The 14,486-nt window shown below is 70.6% G+C and carries 10 protein-coding genes; 2 read left to right on the forward strand and 8 right to left on the reverse strand.

Annotated features, from left to right (window positions below; genetic code table 11):
* Nucleotides 1-98: 98 nt before the first annotated feature.
* The 5 genes from ALLO2_RS13785 to ALLO2_RS13805 form a co-directional block, all read right to left on the reverse strand.
* Nucleotides 99-884, reverse strand: coding sequence for an SDR family oxidoreductase (locus tag ALLO2_RS13785; protein ID WP_035732521.1), 786 nt, complete (start codon nucleotides 882-884; stop codon nucleotides 99-101).
* Complete coding sequence (locus tag ALLO2_RS13790) at nucleotides 881-1,804, reverse strand: hypothetical protein (RefSeq protein ID WP_023840069.1); 924 nt, start codon at nucleotides 1,802-1,804, stop codon at nucleotides 881-883. Before ALLO2_RS13790 ends, ALLO2_RS13785 begins: the two co-directional genes overlap by 4 nt.
* Complete coding sequence (locus ALLO2_RS13795; protein ID WP_011438306.1) at nucleotides 1,767-2,549, reverse strand: IspD/TarI family cytidylyltransferase; 783 nt, start codon at nucleotides 2,547-2,549, stop codon at nucleotides 1,767-1,769. The genes ALLO2_RS13790 and ALLO2_RS13795 overlap by 38 nt, the downstream gene beginning before the upstream one ends.
* Entirely contained in the window at nucleotides 2,546-3,994 is a 1,449-nt protein-coding gene (locus ALLO2_RS13800) for a DUF4910 domain-containing protein (protein WP_035732522.1), read from the reverse strand. The genes ALLO2_RS13795 and ALLO2_RS13800 overlap by 4 nt, the downstream gene beginning before the upstream one ends.
* 20 nt (nucleotides 3,995-4,014) lie before the next feature.
* Complete coding sequence (locus ALLO2_RS13805) at nucleotides 4,015-4,869, reverse strand: sugar phosphate nucleotidyltransferase (RefSeq protein ID WP_035732562.1); 855 nt, start codon at nucleotides 4,867-4,869, stop codon at nucleotides 4,015-4,017.
* An 809-nt stretch (nucleotides 4,870-5,678) separates the two neighbouring features.
* Here ALLO2_RS13805 and ALLO2_RS13810 point away from each other — a divergent pair.
* Nucleotides 5,679-7,262, forward strand: a complete 1,584-nt coding sequence (locus ALLO2_RS13810) for a glycoside hydrolase family 26 protein (RefSeq protein ID WP_232235091.1) — start codon at nucleotides 5,679-5,681, stop codon at nucleotides 7,260-7,262.
* A 295-nt stretch (nucleotides 7,263-7,557) separates the two neighbouring features.
* Here the strand turns inward: ALLO2_RS13810 and mazG are convergent, their stop codons facing one another.
* The 3 genes from mazG to mfd form a co-directional block, all read right to left on the reverse strand.
* Nucleotides 7,558-8,742, reverse strand: coding sequence for a nucleoside triphosphate pyrophosphohydrolase (gene mazG / locus ALLO2_RS13815; RefSeq protein ID WP_035732523.1), 1,185 nt, complete (start codon nucleotides 8,740-8,742; stop codon nucleotides 7,558-7,560).
* 12 nt (nucleotides 8,743-8,754) lie between these two features.
* Nucleotides 8,755-9,513, reverse strand: coding sequence for a SurA N-terminal domain-containing protein (locus ALLO2_RS13820; protein ID WP_035732524.1), 759 nt, complete (start codon nucleotides 9,511-9,513; stop codon nucleotides 8,755-8,757).
* Between the two features lie 56 nt (nucleotides 9,514-9,569).
* Nucleotides 9,570-13,196 carry a transcription-repair coupling factor gene (gene mfd, locus ALLO2_RS13825; protein WP_011438300.1) on the reverse strand — a complete coding sequence of 1,209 codons (3,627 nt, stop codon included), beginning with the start codon at nucleotides 13,194-13,196 and terminating at the stop codon, nucleotides 9,570-9,572.
* Nucleotides 13,197-13,854: 658 nt separating this feature from the next.
* Between mfd and ALLO2_RS13830 the strand changes: the two genes are divergently transcribed.
* A complete protein-coding gene (locus ALLO2_RS13830; RefSeq protein ID WP_011438299.1) occupies nucleotides 13,855-14,298 on the forward strand; it encodes a MerR family transcriptional regulator in 444 nt (147 codons plus the stop codon).
* Nucleotides 14,299-14,486: the final 188 nt, after the last annotated feature.

Here is a 14,486-nt window from a genome sequence, read left to right on the forward strand (position 1 = left end):
CCGAGTCCGGGACCGCGCCGTCGGCGGACTTCTGGGCCTCGGGGCCCGTGGGCTCTGGCGCGCCCACGGGCCCCGAGTCGTTGCGCAGCGTGAGTGCGTCAGTAGCTCTTCTTCGCCGGCCGCAGGTGCAGCTCGGTGATCTCCGCGGTGGGTGGGAGCCGGATCAGATAATTGACGAGATCGGCCACGTCGGCCGCTTGGACGAGCAGCTCGGGTGCGTACTCACGGCCTTCCCGGGCGTAGATCGCCTCCTGCCTTGGGGTCGCCGTACGGCCGAGATGGATGGTGGTCACCCGGATGCCGTCGGCGTTGATCTCCTGGCGCAGGCTGTCGGCGAACCCCCGCATGGCGTGCTGGGTGGCGGCGAACACGCTGGTGCCCGCGCCGGCCCGGATGCCCTGGGTGGAGTTGACGATGACGATGTCGGCGCCGCGGTCGGCCCCGGCGACCCGCAGCGCCGGCAGCAGCCGCTGGGTGAGCGCGTATGGTGCTCGGACGTTCGCGAGGTACTGGGCGTCGAGATCGGCCAGCGACACGGCGTCCACCCGGGCGCTTCCGTAGGCGCCGGCGCTGTGCACCAGATGATCGACGCGGCTGTAGCGGTCCGTGACCTCGGCGGTGAACGCGACGACGGCCGCGTCATCGGTCAGGTCGAGGCGCACCGGCGTCAGGGTGCCCGGACCGCTCGCCTCCTTGCCGAGGGCGTCGAGCCGGGTCTGGTCGCGCCCGAGCGCGAGGACGGTGGCTCCGCCCGAGGCCAGCCGCAGCGCGGTGGCCCGGCCGATGCCGCTCGACGCACCGGTCACCACGGCGACCCGCCCGGCGAGCGGAACCTCGTCCGCCGCCGGGTCGCCCGCGCCGGATCCGTTCGGGNCCGCCGTCATGCGTTCTGGTGGGAGAACACCAGCATCGCGTCCTCCCGCGGCGGCGCGGTGTCGTAGGTCAGGCAGATGTCCTCGGGAATCCGGCTCAGGTCGGTGCCACGCAGGTAGTCCCGCATGGTCGTGCCGGTGCACTCCGCGTCGACGTTCGGCGCTCCGACGTGGTTGACCACGTCGTCGAAGTGGACGGTGCGGAAGTCCATGCTGAACCGGGTGCGGCCGGAGTTGTTCGGCACCGAGGAGTGCAGCTGGGCCGCCGAGAAGATCATTATGCCGCCGGAGGGGGCGACCACCCGGGTCTGCGGAAAGATCTCCACCTCCTCCTCGGGCTTGGGCTGCTTGCGGGTGTCGGACTTGATGTGCTTCGCGGCGTCGGCCCGGTTCTTCGCGTTCCACTCGTAGTAGTCGTAGTCGCGGGAACCGTTCTTCACGCCCTGGGAGAAGTAGCGCGGGTGGAAGGCCATGGCGTTCTCCGGCACGATGTCGAAGATCGGCATCCACCAGTTGAGCTGGCAGAACGGTGCCGAGTACCAGGTGTCGCGGTGCGGGTGGAAGGCATAGGCGATGCCCGAGGTGAGGTAGTCGTCCGACGTCGAGGTCCGCAGCCGGGGCACGTCGAAGTAGGTCTTCGACAGGTCGCAGCCGTGCTCGGCGAGAATCGCCGGCAGCAGTTCCTTGCAGGTGGGGTGGTGGATGAACCGTGGCTTCAGCTCGGCGAGCAGGGCCGCGTAGTCCTCGACCGGCATGTGGTACTGCGCCGTCTCGGGGTCGAGATCGCCGAAGGCCTCGCGGATCAGGGTGCGGCTGAACTCGACGAACTCCCGCGTCGCGGGCCTGGGCGCGTAGACGAACAGCTCGCCGGCGTAGAGCCTCGCCCGCCGCTCGTCATCGGACAGCGTGGATTCGACCAGTACCGAACTCATTAGGTTCCCCCTCGGAACGAACATGGGTGAGAAGCAGCCGGGCCATGGCGAGTTCGTCCGGCGTGGTGACATGGATGTTCGCCGGCTCGCCGGGGACGACCACGACCAGGCCGCCGGCCGCGGCAACCATCGCCGAGTCCTCGACGGCCTCGCGGGCCTCCGCGTGCACGGAGCGCAGCAGGTCCGCCCGGAAGGCGTGCGGGGTCTGCACGAGCCGGTGAGTCTCCCGCGGCAGCGAGGCCCCGGTGACCAACCGGGGGGTGTCGTCGGGGGGGCTGCCGAGCACCGTCGAGCGGATCTCCTTGACGACCTCGGTGAGCGGGAGCCCGGGTACGGCCGCGTCGGCGCCGGCGCGGACCTCGTCGATGACCCGCTGGTACAGGGCGGGAGTCGCGAGTGGATGGGCGGCGTCGGTGACCACGATGACCCCGGCGTCCGCGGGCACGGCAGCCAGCCCCGCCCGGACGGACTCGGCCCGGGTGGCGCCGCCAGCGACCATCCGCACTCCGTCCGGCGGTGACCAGTGGCCGATCAGGGCGGCGGGGACGACCACGACGATGCCGTCACTGGCGGGCCGCGCCGCCGCGACCGGATGGGCGAGCAGGGGCTCACCCCCGAGGTCGAAGAACTGTTTCGGCCCGCCGAAACGCGTGCCGCCGCCGCCGGCCAGCACGATCGTCCAGACCGGGCCGCTGTTCCCGGTGCTCCCCGCACCGTTGGCGACGGCGACAGCGGTGTCGGTCACCGCCGGGCTCCCGCGGGCGCGGCGCTGGTGACGTCGCTGCTGGTGACGTCGCTGAGTAGATCGACGCCCGCCAGGGCATCGGCCGCCGCCGCGACGGTGTCGAACGGCAGGTCCGCGCGGTCGGCGATGTCGAGCAGGCTGCGCGTGCCGTCGGCCAGGTTCAGCACCCACAGCAGGCCCATCTCGATCGCCTGGCGGTTCATGGTGGCCCCGATGGCGCGGTACAGGCCCCGCCGGCCGAGCTGCGGCTCCCCGTACGGGGTGGTGTTGCGCCAGATGCGGTCGCGCTCGCAGATGTCGATCGTCCGCAGCAGGATCGCGAACGAGTCGGCCAGTGACTGCGGGGTCACGAAGTCGAGGTCGTCCGCGGACGTGTGGTACTGCGGATAGTCGCCGTGCTGGCCGCGCCCGAACCGGCCGACGGGCAGGTCGAAGCCAGGGGAGCAGAACTGCCGTTCGTCGTAGCCGTAGGGGGAGAAGTCGACGACCCGGTGCGGCCGCCCGGTCTCGGCGAGCGCCGCCGCCGCGGCCCGGTCGACGGCGGCGTTACCCCGCCGGCTGCGCTTGTAGGTCGGGTCCGACCGGTCGCCCAGGCCGGTCAGCACCAGCCCGTGCCGAATGCGCCCGACGGTGTCGCGGTTGCGCGCGAGCCAGGTGATCGATCCGATCGTGCCGGGGATGAACAGCAGCCGGAAGGTGTGCCGGCGGGGCAGCCCGGCCAGGGTGCGGGCCAGCAGGGNGGCCGTGGCGATGCCCGAGCAGTTGTCGTTCGCCATCGCCGGGTGGCAGGTGTGGGTCGTGATGAGGAACTCGTCGTCCGTGGTCCCGGGCAGCACGATCTCGCCGTAGGTCAGCGACCCCGCGGTGAGGGTGGTGTCGATCTCCACGTCGTACTCGCCGTCGGGCAGCGCGGCGAGCTGCCGGTCGGTCAGGCAGAAGCCCCAGTTCTCGGTGTAGTAGGAGGTCCGGTAGGGCACCCAGTCCGGGCGGTCCGGCATCGAGAACAGGTGCGGGCGCAGCTCGTCGAGGGACAGCCGGGCGCGGACCGGTGTGCTGTACCCCAGCAGGTGCAGCGGGTTGTCAGCGGCGTCGACGACGGTCTTGCCGTCCGGGCCGGTCAACCGGGCCGAGGCGACGTTCCATTCCCGGGGCACGGTCCAGTCCAGGACCGGTGTCCCGCTGGGGACCTCGTGCACCGTGAGCGCGGGCTCCGGGCCGAGCGCCCGCGCGACGGTGGCGAGCGTCGTGCGGACACCGTCCCCGGTGATGCTGCGCATGGGGGGCAGCAGGGTGGCGACCAGGTCGTGCAGCCACGTTCCCGGGTCGGCGCCTGCCGTCGCCGCGTACTCGCCGGCGTCGGCGGGCTCGGAACCGTTCGGGGGGGAAGCGTTCAGGGGGGAAGCGTTCGGCTCGGGACCGCCGGAGCCGCGGGAGGAATCGCTCATCGCTGGACCCGTCCGGAACCTCAGCCGGCCCAGACACGCCAGGGCGCGGCACCGGAATCCCAGAGCTGGTTCAGCTCGGTCCAGTCGCGGAACGTGTCCATACCCATCCAGAACCCGTCGTGAGTGTGCAGGGTCAGCTCGCTGTCCCGGGCCAGCTGCTGCAGCGGGTGACGCTCCAGCAGCAGCGCCGGGTCGTCGTCGAGGTACTTGTCGATGAACTCGCGCTCGAAGACGAAGTATCCCCCGCTCACCCAGCCGGTCTGCGGCGGCTTCTCGGCGAAGAGGGTGACGGCGTTGCCGTCCGTGGTCAGCTCGCCGTAGCGACTCGACGGCCGGACGCCGGTGACCGTCCCGATCCGCCCCGACGCCAGGTGGTCGGCGAGCACCGCGCCGACATCGACGGCACCCACGCCGTCGCCGTAGGTCAGCATGAACCGCGGGCCGGTCAGGTACTGGGCGACCCGGCGCAGCCGGGCTCCGGTTCCGGTGAGTAGGCCCGTCTCGGCGAAGGTCACCTCCCACGCCTCNTCGCCCACGGTGTTGTGGAACTGGGGGGTGTGGTCGTCGGAGAGCGTGAGGGTGAAGTCGGCGACCTGCGCACGGTAGGCGAGGAAGTAGTTCTTGATCAGATCGCTCTTGTAGCCGAGGCAGAGCACGAACTTACGGAAGCCATAGTGCTCGTAGGTCTTCATGATGTGCCACAGCACCGGCTTGCCGCCGATGTCCACCAGCGGCTTGGGTAGTTTCTCGCTGGCTTCCCGCAGCCGGGTTCCCATCCCGCCGCACAGGATCACGACGGGGATGTCCGCCACGTCGGGAATCTCGCTGGTCTGGGCGATCTCGATGCTCAAGGCTGTTGCGTCTCCCGTGCTCATGCCCCGGTCCGGACGCACTCGGGGCGGATGGGCGTCAATGGCCTGGTCGTTGCGGGACCGCGACGCGCTCCGGGTGATCCGGGGCAGCCGTCCCGCGGGCCGGCTGGTCGTGACCGGTGGGGGCAGCCACCGGGCGGTCCGGCTGCGCGGGCGGCGCGTTCCCACGCGGGTGAGGACGTCGCTGCTCGCCCGCGAACGTGCGTGCGGGCGTGACCCGTGGCAACGGTACCGTATGGTCCTTTGCCGGCTGGCGGTGTCCCTACGAACCCGCGTATGCGGCATAGACCCCACAGCCCCGCGGGCCTCCCACGCGTCTGACTTCCCTGACTTCCCTGGCTCCGGGACCGGATGACGGTTTCGGTGGGTCGGGTGCGCGTGTCGAACAATTCTCTCGGAGCGGGAGGGTTGGTCTACGGATGGCTGATCGTTGCACTGCGTGATAAGCCGAGGCCGCCGAAGGTGCACTTCGTCGGTGGTTGTTACTGTTTAGCGATCACTCTCGGATTACCGAACGAGCCTCGGCTCAGGTGTCGACGGTGATGGCGGACCTCGTTGCGAGCCACCGGATCGGGGAGAGTGTCGCGCTTGGCCGCACTTTTGCACTACATGAGTAAAAATGACTTTATAGATAGAAATGTACGACTGGGGTGATGCGGGTGCGCGGGCGCTCCTGGTCGGATGACCCTCCGGTCGCTGGTCGCTGGCCGGTGGCCGGATCGCCATCCTCGGACCAGGACGGCACGGTGCATCACTCCGAGACGGACCCGCCCCGTTCGGCCGATCGGCGGCCCGCCGGTGGGAGCGCCGGCATGCCGACCCCGTCCCGGGGCGAGTGGCCGGACGCCCGGCTGCTCCCGCTGCGCCGTCGCCGAAGCGACACGACGCCGCGGATCCTCCGTTCCCCTAGCGAGGGTTCCCCCACCGAGCTGGTCCACATCCGCCGCGACGGCGCTCCTCGCGACGCGGATGGCGGCCCGGTCACAGCCCCCGGCGGGGACCGGCCGGACCCGGTGCGGGCACGTCCGGACGGCGCCACCACGACCGTGTTCCATTGGCACGGGCGGCAGGCCCCGGCCGGGAAGAGGCTGGACACGCCGGACACGAACGTTCTGGCCCGGGACGTTCTGGCCCGGGACGTGCCGGTCTGGGACGGGCCGGTGCCGGACGCGCGTGTTCGGGCGGACGGCGGCGGTGAACCTGGCCCGGGTCGTCTGTCTCGCGTCGCCGGTTGGATCGCTGCGCGCCCGGGGGGCCGAGCCGGCCGAATCCCGCGTCTCCCGCTTGTCGCGGTCTCGATCGCGGTCGTGACCGCCCTGACCGCCTGGGTTCTGGTGTCCTCCGGAGGACACCCCACGGACACGGTGGCCGGCGGCCCGACGTCCGCCCCGCAGTCGCAGCCCCCGCCGCAGTCGCCGCCCGCGCGGTCGCCGAGCTCCGGCCCCTCGCCCGCACCGGGGGTCCAGCCGCCGGTCACCGTGCCCCGGGTGCAGCGGGCCGCCACGACCGGTGAGTTTCCCACGGGGGTCGCCGCGCACACGTTGGCGCAGGCGAACCGCTGGGCGGAATTCCGTGGCCGGCCCAACGACGTCGTCGTCATGTACACCGAGCGGTCCAGCTGGCGGGCGATCGTCGAGCCCTGGATCGGTCGCGGCGCCTCGACCTTCGCCGGGTTCTCCGGCACATGGGTCATCAGCCAGCCGCTCTTTCCGGACGAGGGGCCGGAGAAGGGCAACCTCGCCGACTGCGCGGCCGGCCGCTACGACGCCGAGTGGCGGCAGTTCGGCCGCTGGCTGGTGAGCATGGAGCGGGGCGACTCGTTCGTCCGGCTGGGCTGGGAGTTCAACGGGCTGTGGTTCGCGTGGGCGGCCACGGACCCGCAGCAGTGGGTGCAGTGCTTCCGTAACGCCTCATCGGCGATCAAGGCTACCAGTCCGCGGGTCCGCATCGACTGGAACCTCAACGCCCACGGCTCGACCACGTCGGTCGGCGCCTTCGATCTCTACCCGGGTGACCAGTACGTCGACGTCATCGGGGTCGACAGCTACGACCAGTACCCGCCGAGCCCGACCTACGCTGACTTCGACAACCAGTGCAACGAGACCGGCGGTCTCTGTCAGGNGATCATCTTTGCGCGGATCCATCACAAGCTGTTCTCGGTGCCGGAGTGGGGCGTGGTCAGCCAGCAGGGCACCAAGGCGGGTCGGGTCGGGGCCGCGGGTGGGGACAACCCCGTCTATATAGAGAAGATGCACGAGACGTTTGTGCGTAACGCGGACATTCTCGCCTACGAGGCGTACTTCCCCGATGCCGTGCCGAACAACGTCCGTTCCTCGTTGGTCGACCCCACCATCAATCCCGCGGCGGCGGCGATGTACCAGCGGCTCTGGGGCTGATCCCTGGGGGCTGATCCCTGCCGGGGCTGGCTCGTCCCTGTTCGCCTGGTGGCCCGGGCTGCGGGGGTATCGCAGGACACGGTCTTGCGTGGGGCGGACAGCAGTCCTCAGCACGATGGGCACGGCGGTGAAGACGGGCATCTTAGACCCCGCGTCGTCCGCCGCGTCCGCCGCGCCCGCCACAACCAGTACCCGGTCAAGAAGCCCGGCCAGCGCGGCACCCGCCACGACGCCCCGCCCACGATCAGGCTCGCCAACCCGGTACTCCCTGGCATCGGGCGCCGGTGATCGGTGCTTACCCGGGTAGCTGCCGCCAGATTGCGCGCCAGCGGGTGTCGGACAGGGAAGCCGGATCGGCGCCCTCGGCACGGACTGTGCCCTCGACGGCGGCCAGCCGGTCCCGGAAGCGACGGGCGGTCGCCCGAAGGGCCCGCTCCGGATCGACGGAGGCCGTCCGGGCGAGCGCGACGGCGGNAAAGAGCAGATCACCGATCAGGTCGNCCCCCGCCGTGCCCGACCGGGCCAGTACGGCGGCCGTGGCGGCGATCTCGGTGACCCGATCGCCCGCGTCGGTCACACCCCACGCGGCCGTCCCGGTCAGCGCGAGATCCGCCGGGACGCCGATGCCGGCCGCCCGCTTCAGCAGCTTGGCCGCGAGGGACAACGCCGGTTGGGAGAGTGGGACACCCTCGGTCACCGAGACGCGCCCCTTCTCGACCGCCTTGATCGCGTCCCAGTTGGCGACGACGTTCGCCGGACCGTCCACGACCACGTCACCGAACACGTGCGGATGACGGCGGATCAACTTGGCCACCAGACCGGCCGCGATGTCATCGACGTCCCAGCCGTCGTCGGCGCGCTCGGCGGCGATCCGAGCGTGGAAGAGCACCTGCATCAGCACGTCGCCGAGTTCCTCGCGCAGCTCGGTGAGATCGCCGTCCTCGATCGCCTGATACGCCTCGTACGTCTCCTCGACCAGGTACGGTGCGAGCGAGGTGTGCGTCTGCTCNGCGTCCCAGGGGCAGCCGCCCGGCGACCGCAGGCGGTCCATGACCGCGACGGCGTCCAACAGGCTCGAGCCGGGCAGCTCCCTGGTGGCCACGAGGCTCGTCACTTCGACCCCGGTCACCCCGTCGACGCCGGCATCGTTGCGTTCCCCGGATCCACTCGCCTCGNCGAGGAGGCAGTCGAGGATGTTCGGCGCAAGCGGATCGGGTAGCCAGGCGACCTCGGCCGCCGCGGGATCAGGCAGGGCGGCCCGGATGAGGGTCACCGCGCCGGCCAGACCGCCGGGATCGCCGGGATCGCCGGGATCGACGATCAGGACGGTCGCACCGGCCGCCCGCAGCGCGGCGAGCTGAGGATGCGTGGGGCTCGCGGTCAGGACGGGCACCGTGCGCACGACATCCCACGCCCGGGCCGTGAGAATTCCCGGTGCCACCCGGGGGCTGGTGACGACCACGGTGATCCGCATCAACATGTCGCCGTCCGCTCAGGATCGGGTGGTCAGGTCCAGGATCGGCGTGGGCGCGGGCTTGCTGGCGATCGAGCCCTCAGCGGCGACCACGGCGAACTGCTTCGTGTCCCAGGTACCAAATCGTGGGTTTATCGAGATGGGATCCCGGGACTCGGCCTGCGCGAGTAGCGGACGCACCTTCGTCGCCCGTTTGTCCGCCACCAGGAACCGAGCCAGGTAGGGCTTGGCCTGCCGGTAGCTGAGAGGGATCTTCCCGATCTGATCGACGATGCTGTCGTACTGGGCGCGGGTGTCCGCGTCGGAGGCGAGGACACCCGGGCTGATCTTGTCCCCGAGCGCCGACTCGAACGCTCCCGAGCNGACGATCGTCGCCACGTCCTGCTGGGCGAAGCCTGCCGCGGCGGCTCGCTGCTCGAACGCCTTCACGCTGCCGAACTGCAGGATCGCGTACGCCTGGTAGTAGGACGCGATGTCCTGGCCGGTCAGCGAGATCCCCAGCCGCTTCGCCTCACCGGAGATCAATTCGAGCTGCACGAGCGTGGTCAGGGTTCGTCGCTGGAGTTCACCCCGGTTGAGACTCTGCGACGCCGACTGCGAGGTCTGCGGGATCGGTACCGTCTGCGCGGCCTTGAGCCCACGGTCGACGATGCCGCGCAGCTGGGAGGTCCCGATGGTCTGCGAACCGACCTGGGCGGCGGCCCCGGCATGGGTCGTGCACCCGGTACCGACGAGCATGAGGAGCCCGACACCGGCGAGGAGACGGGAAAGCTTCACGAGCCGAGACGGTATCCGCTCAGCGTGGCGTACGGTACGGCGCCCTACGCCAGGAGTCAGATCGAGGCCGCCGCGGCGGCGACCGAGTCGCCCGCGACCGCATGCAGGAGCTGGCCGACCCAGACGAGCAGGGCCCGGTCCCGCAATGGCCGGGAACCGATGCGCCCCGTCTCGGTCGGCGCGGGAACGAGTACGGTCCGCACCGCCGGTTTGACCACGGCGCCCCGGTAGAGCCGGGTCAGCCGGAGTGTCTGACTCTCCCGCAGCTCCAGCGGAGCGAACCGGATCTGGCGACCGGCGGTGATGATCTCCGTGACGCCGAAGCGCCGGGCAAGCACCCGCAGGCCCGCGACGGCCAGCAGGTTCTCGACCGGTTCGGGCACCGGACCGAACCGGTCCACGAGCTCGCCACGCACCTCGTCGATGTCGGCGTCCGTGGCGGCGCCGGCCAGCCGCCGGTAGGCATCCAGCCGCAGCCGCTCGCTCGGCACGTAGTCATGCGGCAGGCTCGCGTCGACCGGCAGCTCGACCTTGACCTCCGGGGGCTCCTCGACCCCCTCCCTGCGGTACTCGGCCACCGCTTCGCCGACCATCCGCACGTACATGTCGAACCCGACCGAGGCGATGTGCCCGGACTGCTCGCCGCCGAGCAGGTTGCCCGCTCCCCGGATCTCCAGGTCCTTCATGGCCACGGCCATTCCGGCACCAAGGTCGTTGTGCTGGGCGATCGTGGCGAGCCGGTCGTGGGCGGTCTCGGTCAGCGGCTTGTCCGGCGGGTAGAGGAAGTAGGCGTACGCCCGGTCCCGGCCCCGCCCGACCCGGCCGCGCAGCTGGTGCAGCTGGGACAGGCCGAACACGTCGGCCCGCTCGACGATGAGGGTGTTGGCGTTGGAGATGTCCAGGCCCGACTCCACGATCGTCGTGCAGACCAGCACGTCGAACTTCTTCTCCCAGAAGGAGACCATGACCTGCTCAAGCGCGTCCTCGTGCAGCTGGCCGTGGGCGGTGGCGATCCGCGCCTCGGGAACCAGATCGCGCAGCCGGGCGGCGGCCCGGTCGATCGTCTCCACCCGGTTGTGGATGAAGAAGACCTGCCCCTCGCGCAGCAGCTCCCGGCGGATCGCCGCGGCCACCTGACGGGCGTCGTAGGCGGCGACCGAGGTCAGCACCGGGTGCCGCTCCTCGGGCGGAGTGTCGATGGTCGACAGCTCCCGGATGCCGGTGATCGACATCTCCAGCGTGCGGGGGATCGGTGTGGCGCTCATCGTGAGCACGTCCACCGCCGTGCGCATCTTCTTGAGCTGCTCCTTGTGCTCGACACCGAAGCGCTGCTCCTCGTCGACGATCACCAGGCCGAGATCCTTGAAGCGGTTCTCCCCGGACAGCAGCCGGTGGGTGCCGATGACCACGTCGACACTGCCGGTAGCGAGCCCCTCCTGCACCGCCTTGTGTTCGGCGGGCGAGTTGAACCGGCTCATCGCCTTCACCACCACCGGGAATGCGGCGTAACGCTCGGAGAAGGTCTGGAAGTGCTGCTGGACCAGCAGCGTCGTGGGCACCAGCACCGCGACCTGCTTGCCGTCCTGCACCGCCTTGAACGCGGCCCGCACCGCGATCTCGGTCTTGCCGTAGCCGACGTCGCCGCAGATTACCCGGTCCATCGGGACCGGCTTCTCCATGTCGGCCTTGACCTCGTCGATGGCGGCGAGCTGATCGGGTGTCTCTCGGAACGGGAAGGCGTCCTCCAGCTCACGCTGCCAGGGACTGTCGGGAGCGAAGGCATGCCCGGGAGCAGCCATCCGGGCGCTGTAGAGCCGGATCAGCTCACCGGCGATCTCCTTGACGGCTCTGCGGGCCCGACTCTTGCGCTTGGCCCAGTCGGCGCCGCCGATGCGGTCCAGGCTCGGCGCGTCACCCCCGACATACCGGGTGATCTGTTCAAGCTGGTCGGTCGGCACATACAGTCGGTCGCCCCGGGCGTACTCCAGCAGAAGGTACTCCCGCTTGGCGCCCGCGACGGTCCTGGTGACCATCTCGACGTAGCGGCCGACGCCGTGCGCGTCGTGGACCACCATGTCCCCGGGGAGCAGGGCGAGCGGATCGATGCCCTTGCGCCGCCGGCTCGGCATGCGCCGCATGTCCTTCGTGCTCACCCCGCGGGCACCCGCGATGTCGCTTTCAGTAAGAACGGCGAGGCGCAAAGTATCGCTGGTGAAGCCGGTGGCGAGCCGACCGCAGGTGACTATGGCGACGCCCGGAGTGAGCGTGGCCTCCTCGGCGAGGCCGGCGCCCAGGTCGGCGTCGCGCAGCATCTCCACCAGGCGCTGCGCCGGACCGTGCCCCTCGGTGACCAGCAGCACTCGCCAGGACTCGGCGAGCCAGCCCTTGACGTCGGCGATGACCGCCGCGGTGTCCCCGTGGTAGATCGGCGCGGGCCGGAGGCTGGCGACCACCGTGTTGTCGCCGTAGTTGTCGCCGTAGTTGTCGCCGTACTCGGTCCCGTCGTAGGCGGCGCCCGTCAGCCCGGTGCCCGCCGGTTCCCGGTCGCTGCCTGCCGGGGTCGACATGAAGGGAGTGACCGACCACCACGGCAGGCCGAGATCCTCCGCACGCTCGCGGACCTCGATGATCGATCGGTAGGCGGCCGCGCCGAGATCGATCGGCGCGCCGCCACCCAGCGCCGCGACGCTCCACGACGCGTCGAGGAACTCCTGGCTCGTGCGCACCAGTTCGCTCGCCCGCGAACGGACCCGTTCGGGATCGCAGACCAGCACGTGGGTGCCGGCCGGCAGATCGTCCAGGAGTAGTGACATGGCGTCGACGAGTACCGGGGCGAGCGCCTCCATCCCCTCCACGGGGATGCCGTCGGCGATCTTGTCGAGCAGGTCCAGCAGCTCCGGGTGGCGCGTCGCGAGGTCCGCGGCCCGCGCCCGCACCTGCGCGGTCAGTAGCAGTTCGCTGCACGGCGGCGCGAACAGGACACGGCCACCACCGGTCGCGCCATCATCCTCCGGTAGCGCCCGCTGGTCCGCCACGGAGAACCGGCGGATGTCCTCGACTTCATCGCCGAAGAACTCGACCCGCAGCGGATGTTCCTCGGTGGGCGGGAAGACGTCGAGGATGCCGCCGCGCACGGCGATCTCGCCGCGCCGCTCGACCAGGTCCACCCGGTGATAAGCGATGTCCACCAGCCGCGTCACCACGCCGTCGAGGTCGGCCGTATCGCCCTCGGCGAGGGTGACCGGTGCGAGCTCGCCGAGCCCGGCCACCTGGGGTTGCAACACCGCACGGATCGACGCGACCACGATCCGCAGTGGCGGCCGACCGGTGCTCGCCGGATGCGCGAGCCGGCGCAGCACGGCGAGGCGCTGCCCGACCGTGTCAGCCCGGGGGGACAGCCGCTCGTGGGGCAGGGTCTCCCAGCTCGGGAAGACCGTGACCACATCGGGACCGAGCAGGCTGCCGAGCGCCGACGCCAGATCCTCGGCCTCCCGGCCGGTAGCCACGACAGCGAGGACCGGCCGGTCGGCCCCGACCGCCAGGGCCGCGGCGGCGAAGGGCCGCAACGCCGCGGGACCAGCGAGGTCGAGGACCGGTTCACCGACCGCGCCGATCGCCCGGCCCAGGGCAGGGTCCCCGCCGGGACGGGCGATCAGCGCGTCGAGCAACGGCGCGAGGGTCATGGGGTGCGTCCCTGTGCCTCTCGGTTGGTTGGGATCCGATGGTTGGGATCCGACGACGTGACACGGCGAGGCCGATCCGGCCCTGATCTACCGTCCGGCCCGGCCCCGCTCCACACGACGCTTCCGCCCGGCGATGCCCCGGTCCGCAGGCGCCGGCAGCGGGTCAACCTCGATACCCAATCGATCTTGATGCCGAGCCGACCTTAATACGGGTCAACCTTGATACCGGATCGACCTCGATCGGCTCAGCCCTGTCGGCACAGACGATATGTCCAGCCTACGACAACCTTCCCACCCGCCCCGGCAACCCACCCTCCTCCCGTTCGGACCGGCGCCATGTTCGTCGGGGCCGCGGTAACGTGCGCGTCCATACGAACGCGGGGCCGGCCGGGTGGACGCCGTGGACACGGCCGCGGGGCCGCATCGGCGAGCGCGACGGCTCCGACGTGACGCATCTCACGTTTCCGGCAACGCGGTCCGGTCGGTACCGGACGACGGACGGCACGCTCGGGCGCCCCGCACTCCCCCGTCCCGCCCGCTTCGGCGAAGGGGGCGCCACATCGCCGAGCGACGTACAGTCGACTGCCTGACGTCCGGTCCGGTTGCCCAAAATCGTCCGGTCCGGTCGTCCAATATCTACCCTAACGTAAGGGCCGAGTTGTCCACCAAGCGCCGTGGTGTTTCGGGATCGAACACGACCCGTGGCGACGTTTACCAGATCGGGGACGTTGCGGAGCGGGTCAGCCTCTCCCTGCGAACAGTCCGCTACTATGAGGAGTCAGGGCTCCTCGCGCCGGTAGGTCGGACCGTAGGGGGATTTCGTCTCTACGACGACGACGCCATCGAGCGGCTGCTCCTCATCAAGAAGATGAAACCGTTGGGGTTCACCCTGGAGGAGATACGGTCGCTGCTGGCCCTTCGTGATGAGCTCGCCGAGCCCGACCTCGCCGCGGGCGTCCGGGCCGAGCTCCAGGAGCGGCTTGGCACCTGGGTGGTACTCGCGGAGGAAAAACTCTCCACGCTTCGGGAGCAGGTCAGCGTCGCGGAGTCGTTCGTCGGCGGGCTGCACGACGACGCGAAACGGTCGGGAGGAACCGTCTGATCCGCGGATACCGATCACCGTACCCACCGCGGCGGGCCTCGCGCATCGCACCGGCAAGACCAAGATCAAAACTTGAAGTTATTTTCCGGCGGCGCCAGGGGTCCCCGCACTGCGCCGGAGGCGCTGTGGGTTCTTTGCGCCGGAGGCGCCGTGGGTTCTTTGAGGGTTGTCCCAGGAGGTTCGCCGAA

It is taken from the genome of Frankia sp. Allo2, assembly GCF_000733325.1.
GTDB classification, from domain to species: domain Bacteria; phylum Actinomycetota; class Actinomycetes; order Frankiales; family Frankiaceae; genus Frankia; species Frankia casuarinae.

Excerpts from the sequence above, each read along its gene's own strand:
- ALLO2_RS13790 (WP_023840069.1), bottom strand. The coding sequence starts at position 1,804 with ATGAGTTCGGTACTGGTCGAATCCACGCTGTCCGATGACGAGCGGCGG.
- mfd (WP_011438300.1), bottom strand. The coding sequence starts at position 13,196 with ATGACCCTCGCGCCGTTGCTCGACGCGCTGATCGCCCGTCCCGGCGGG.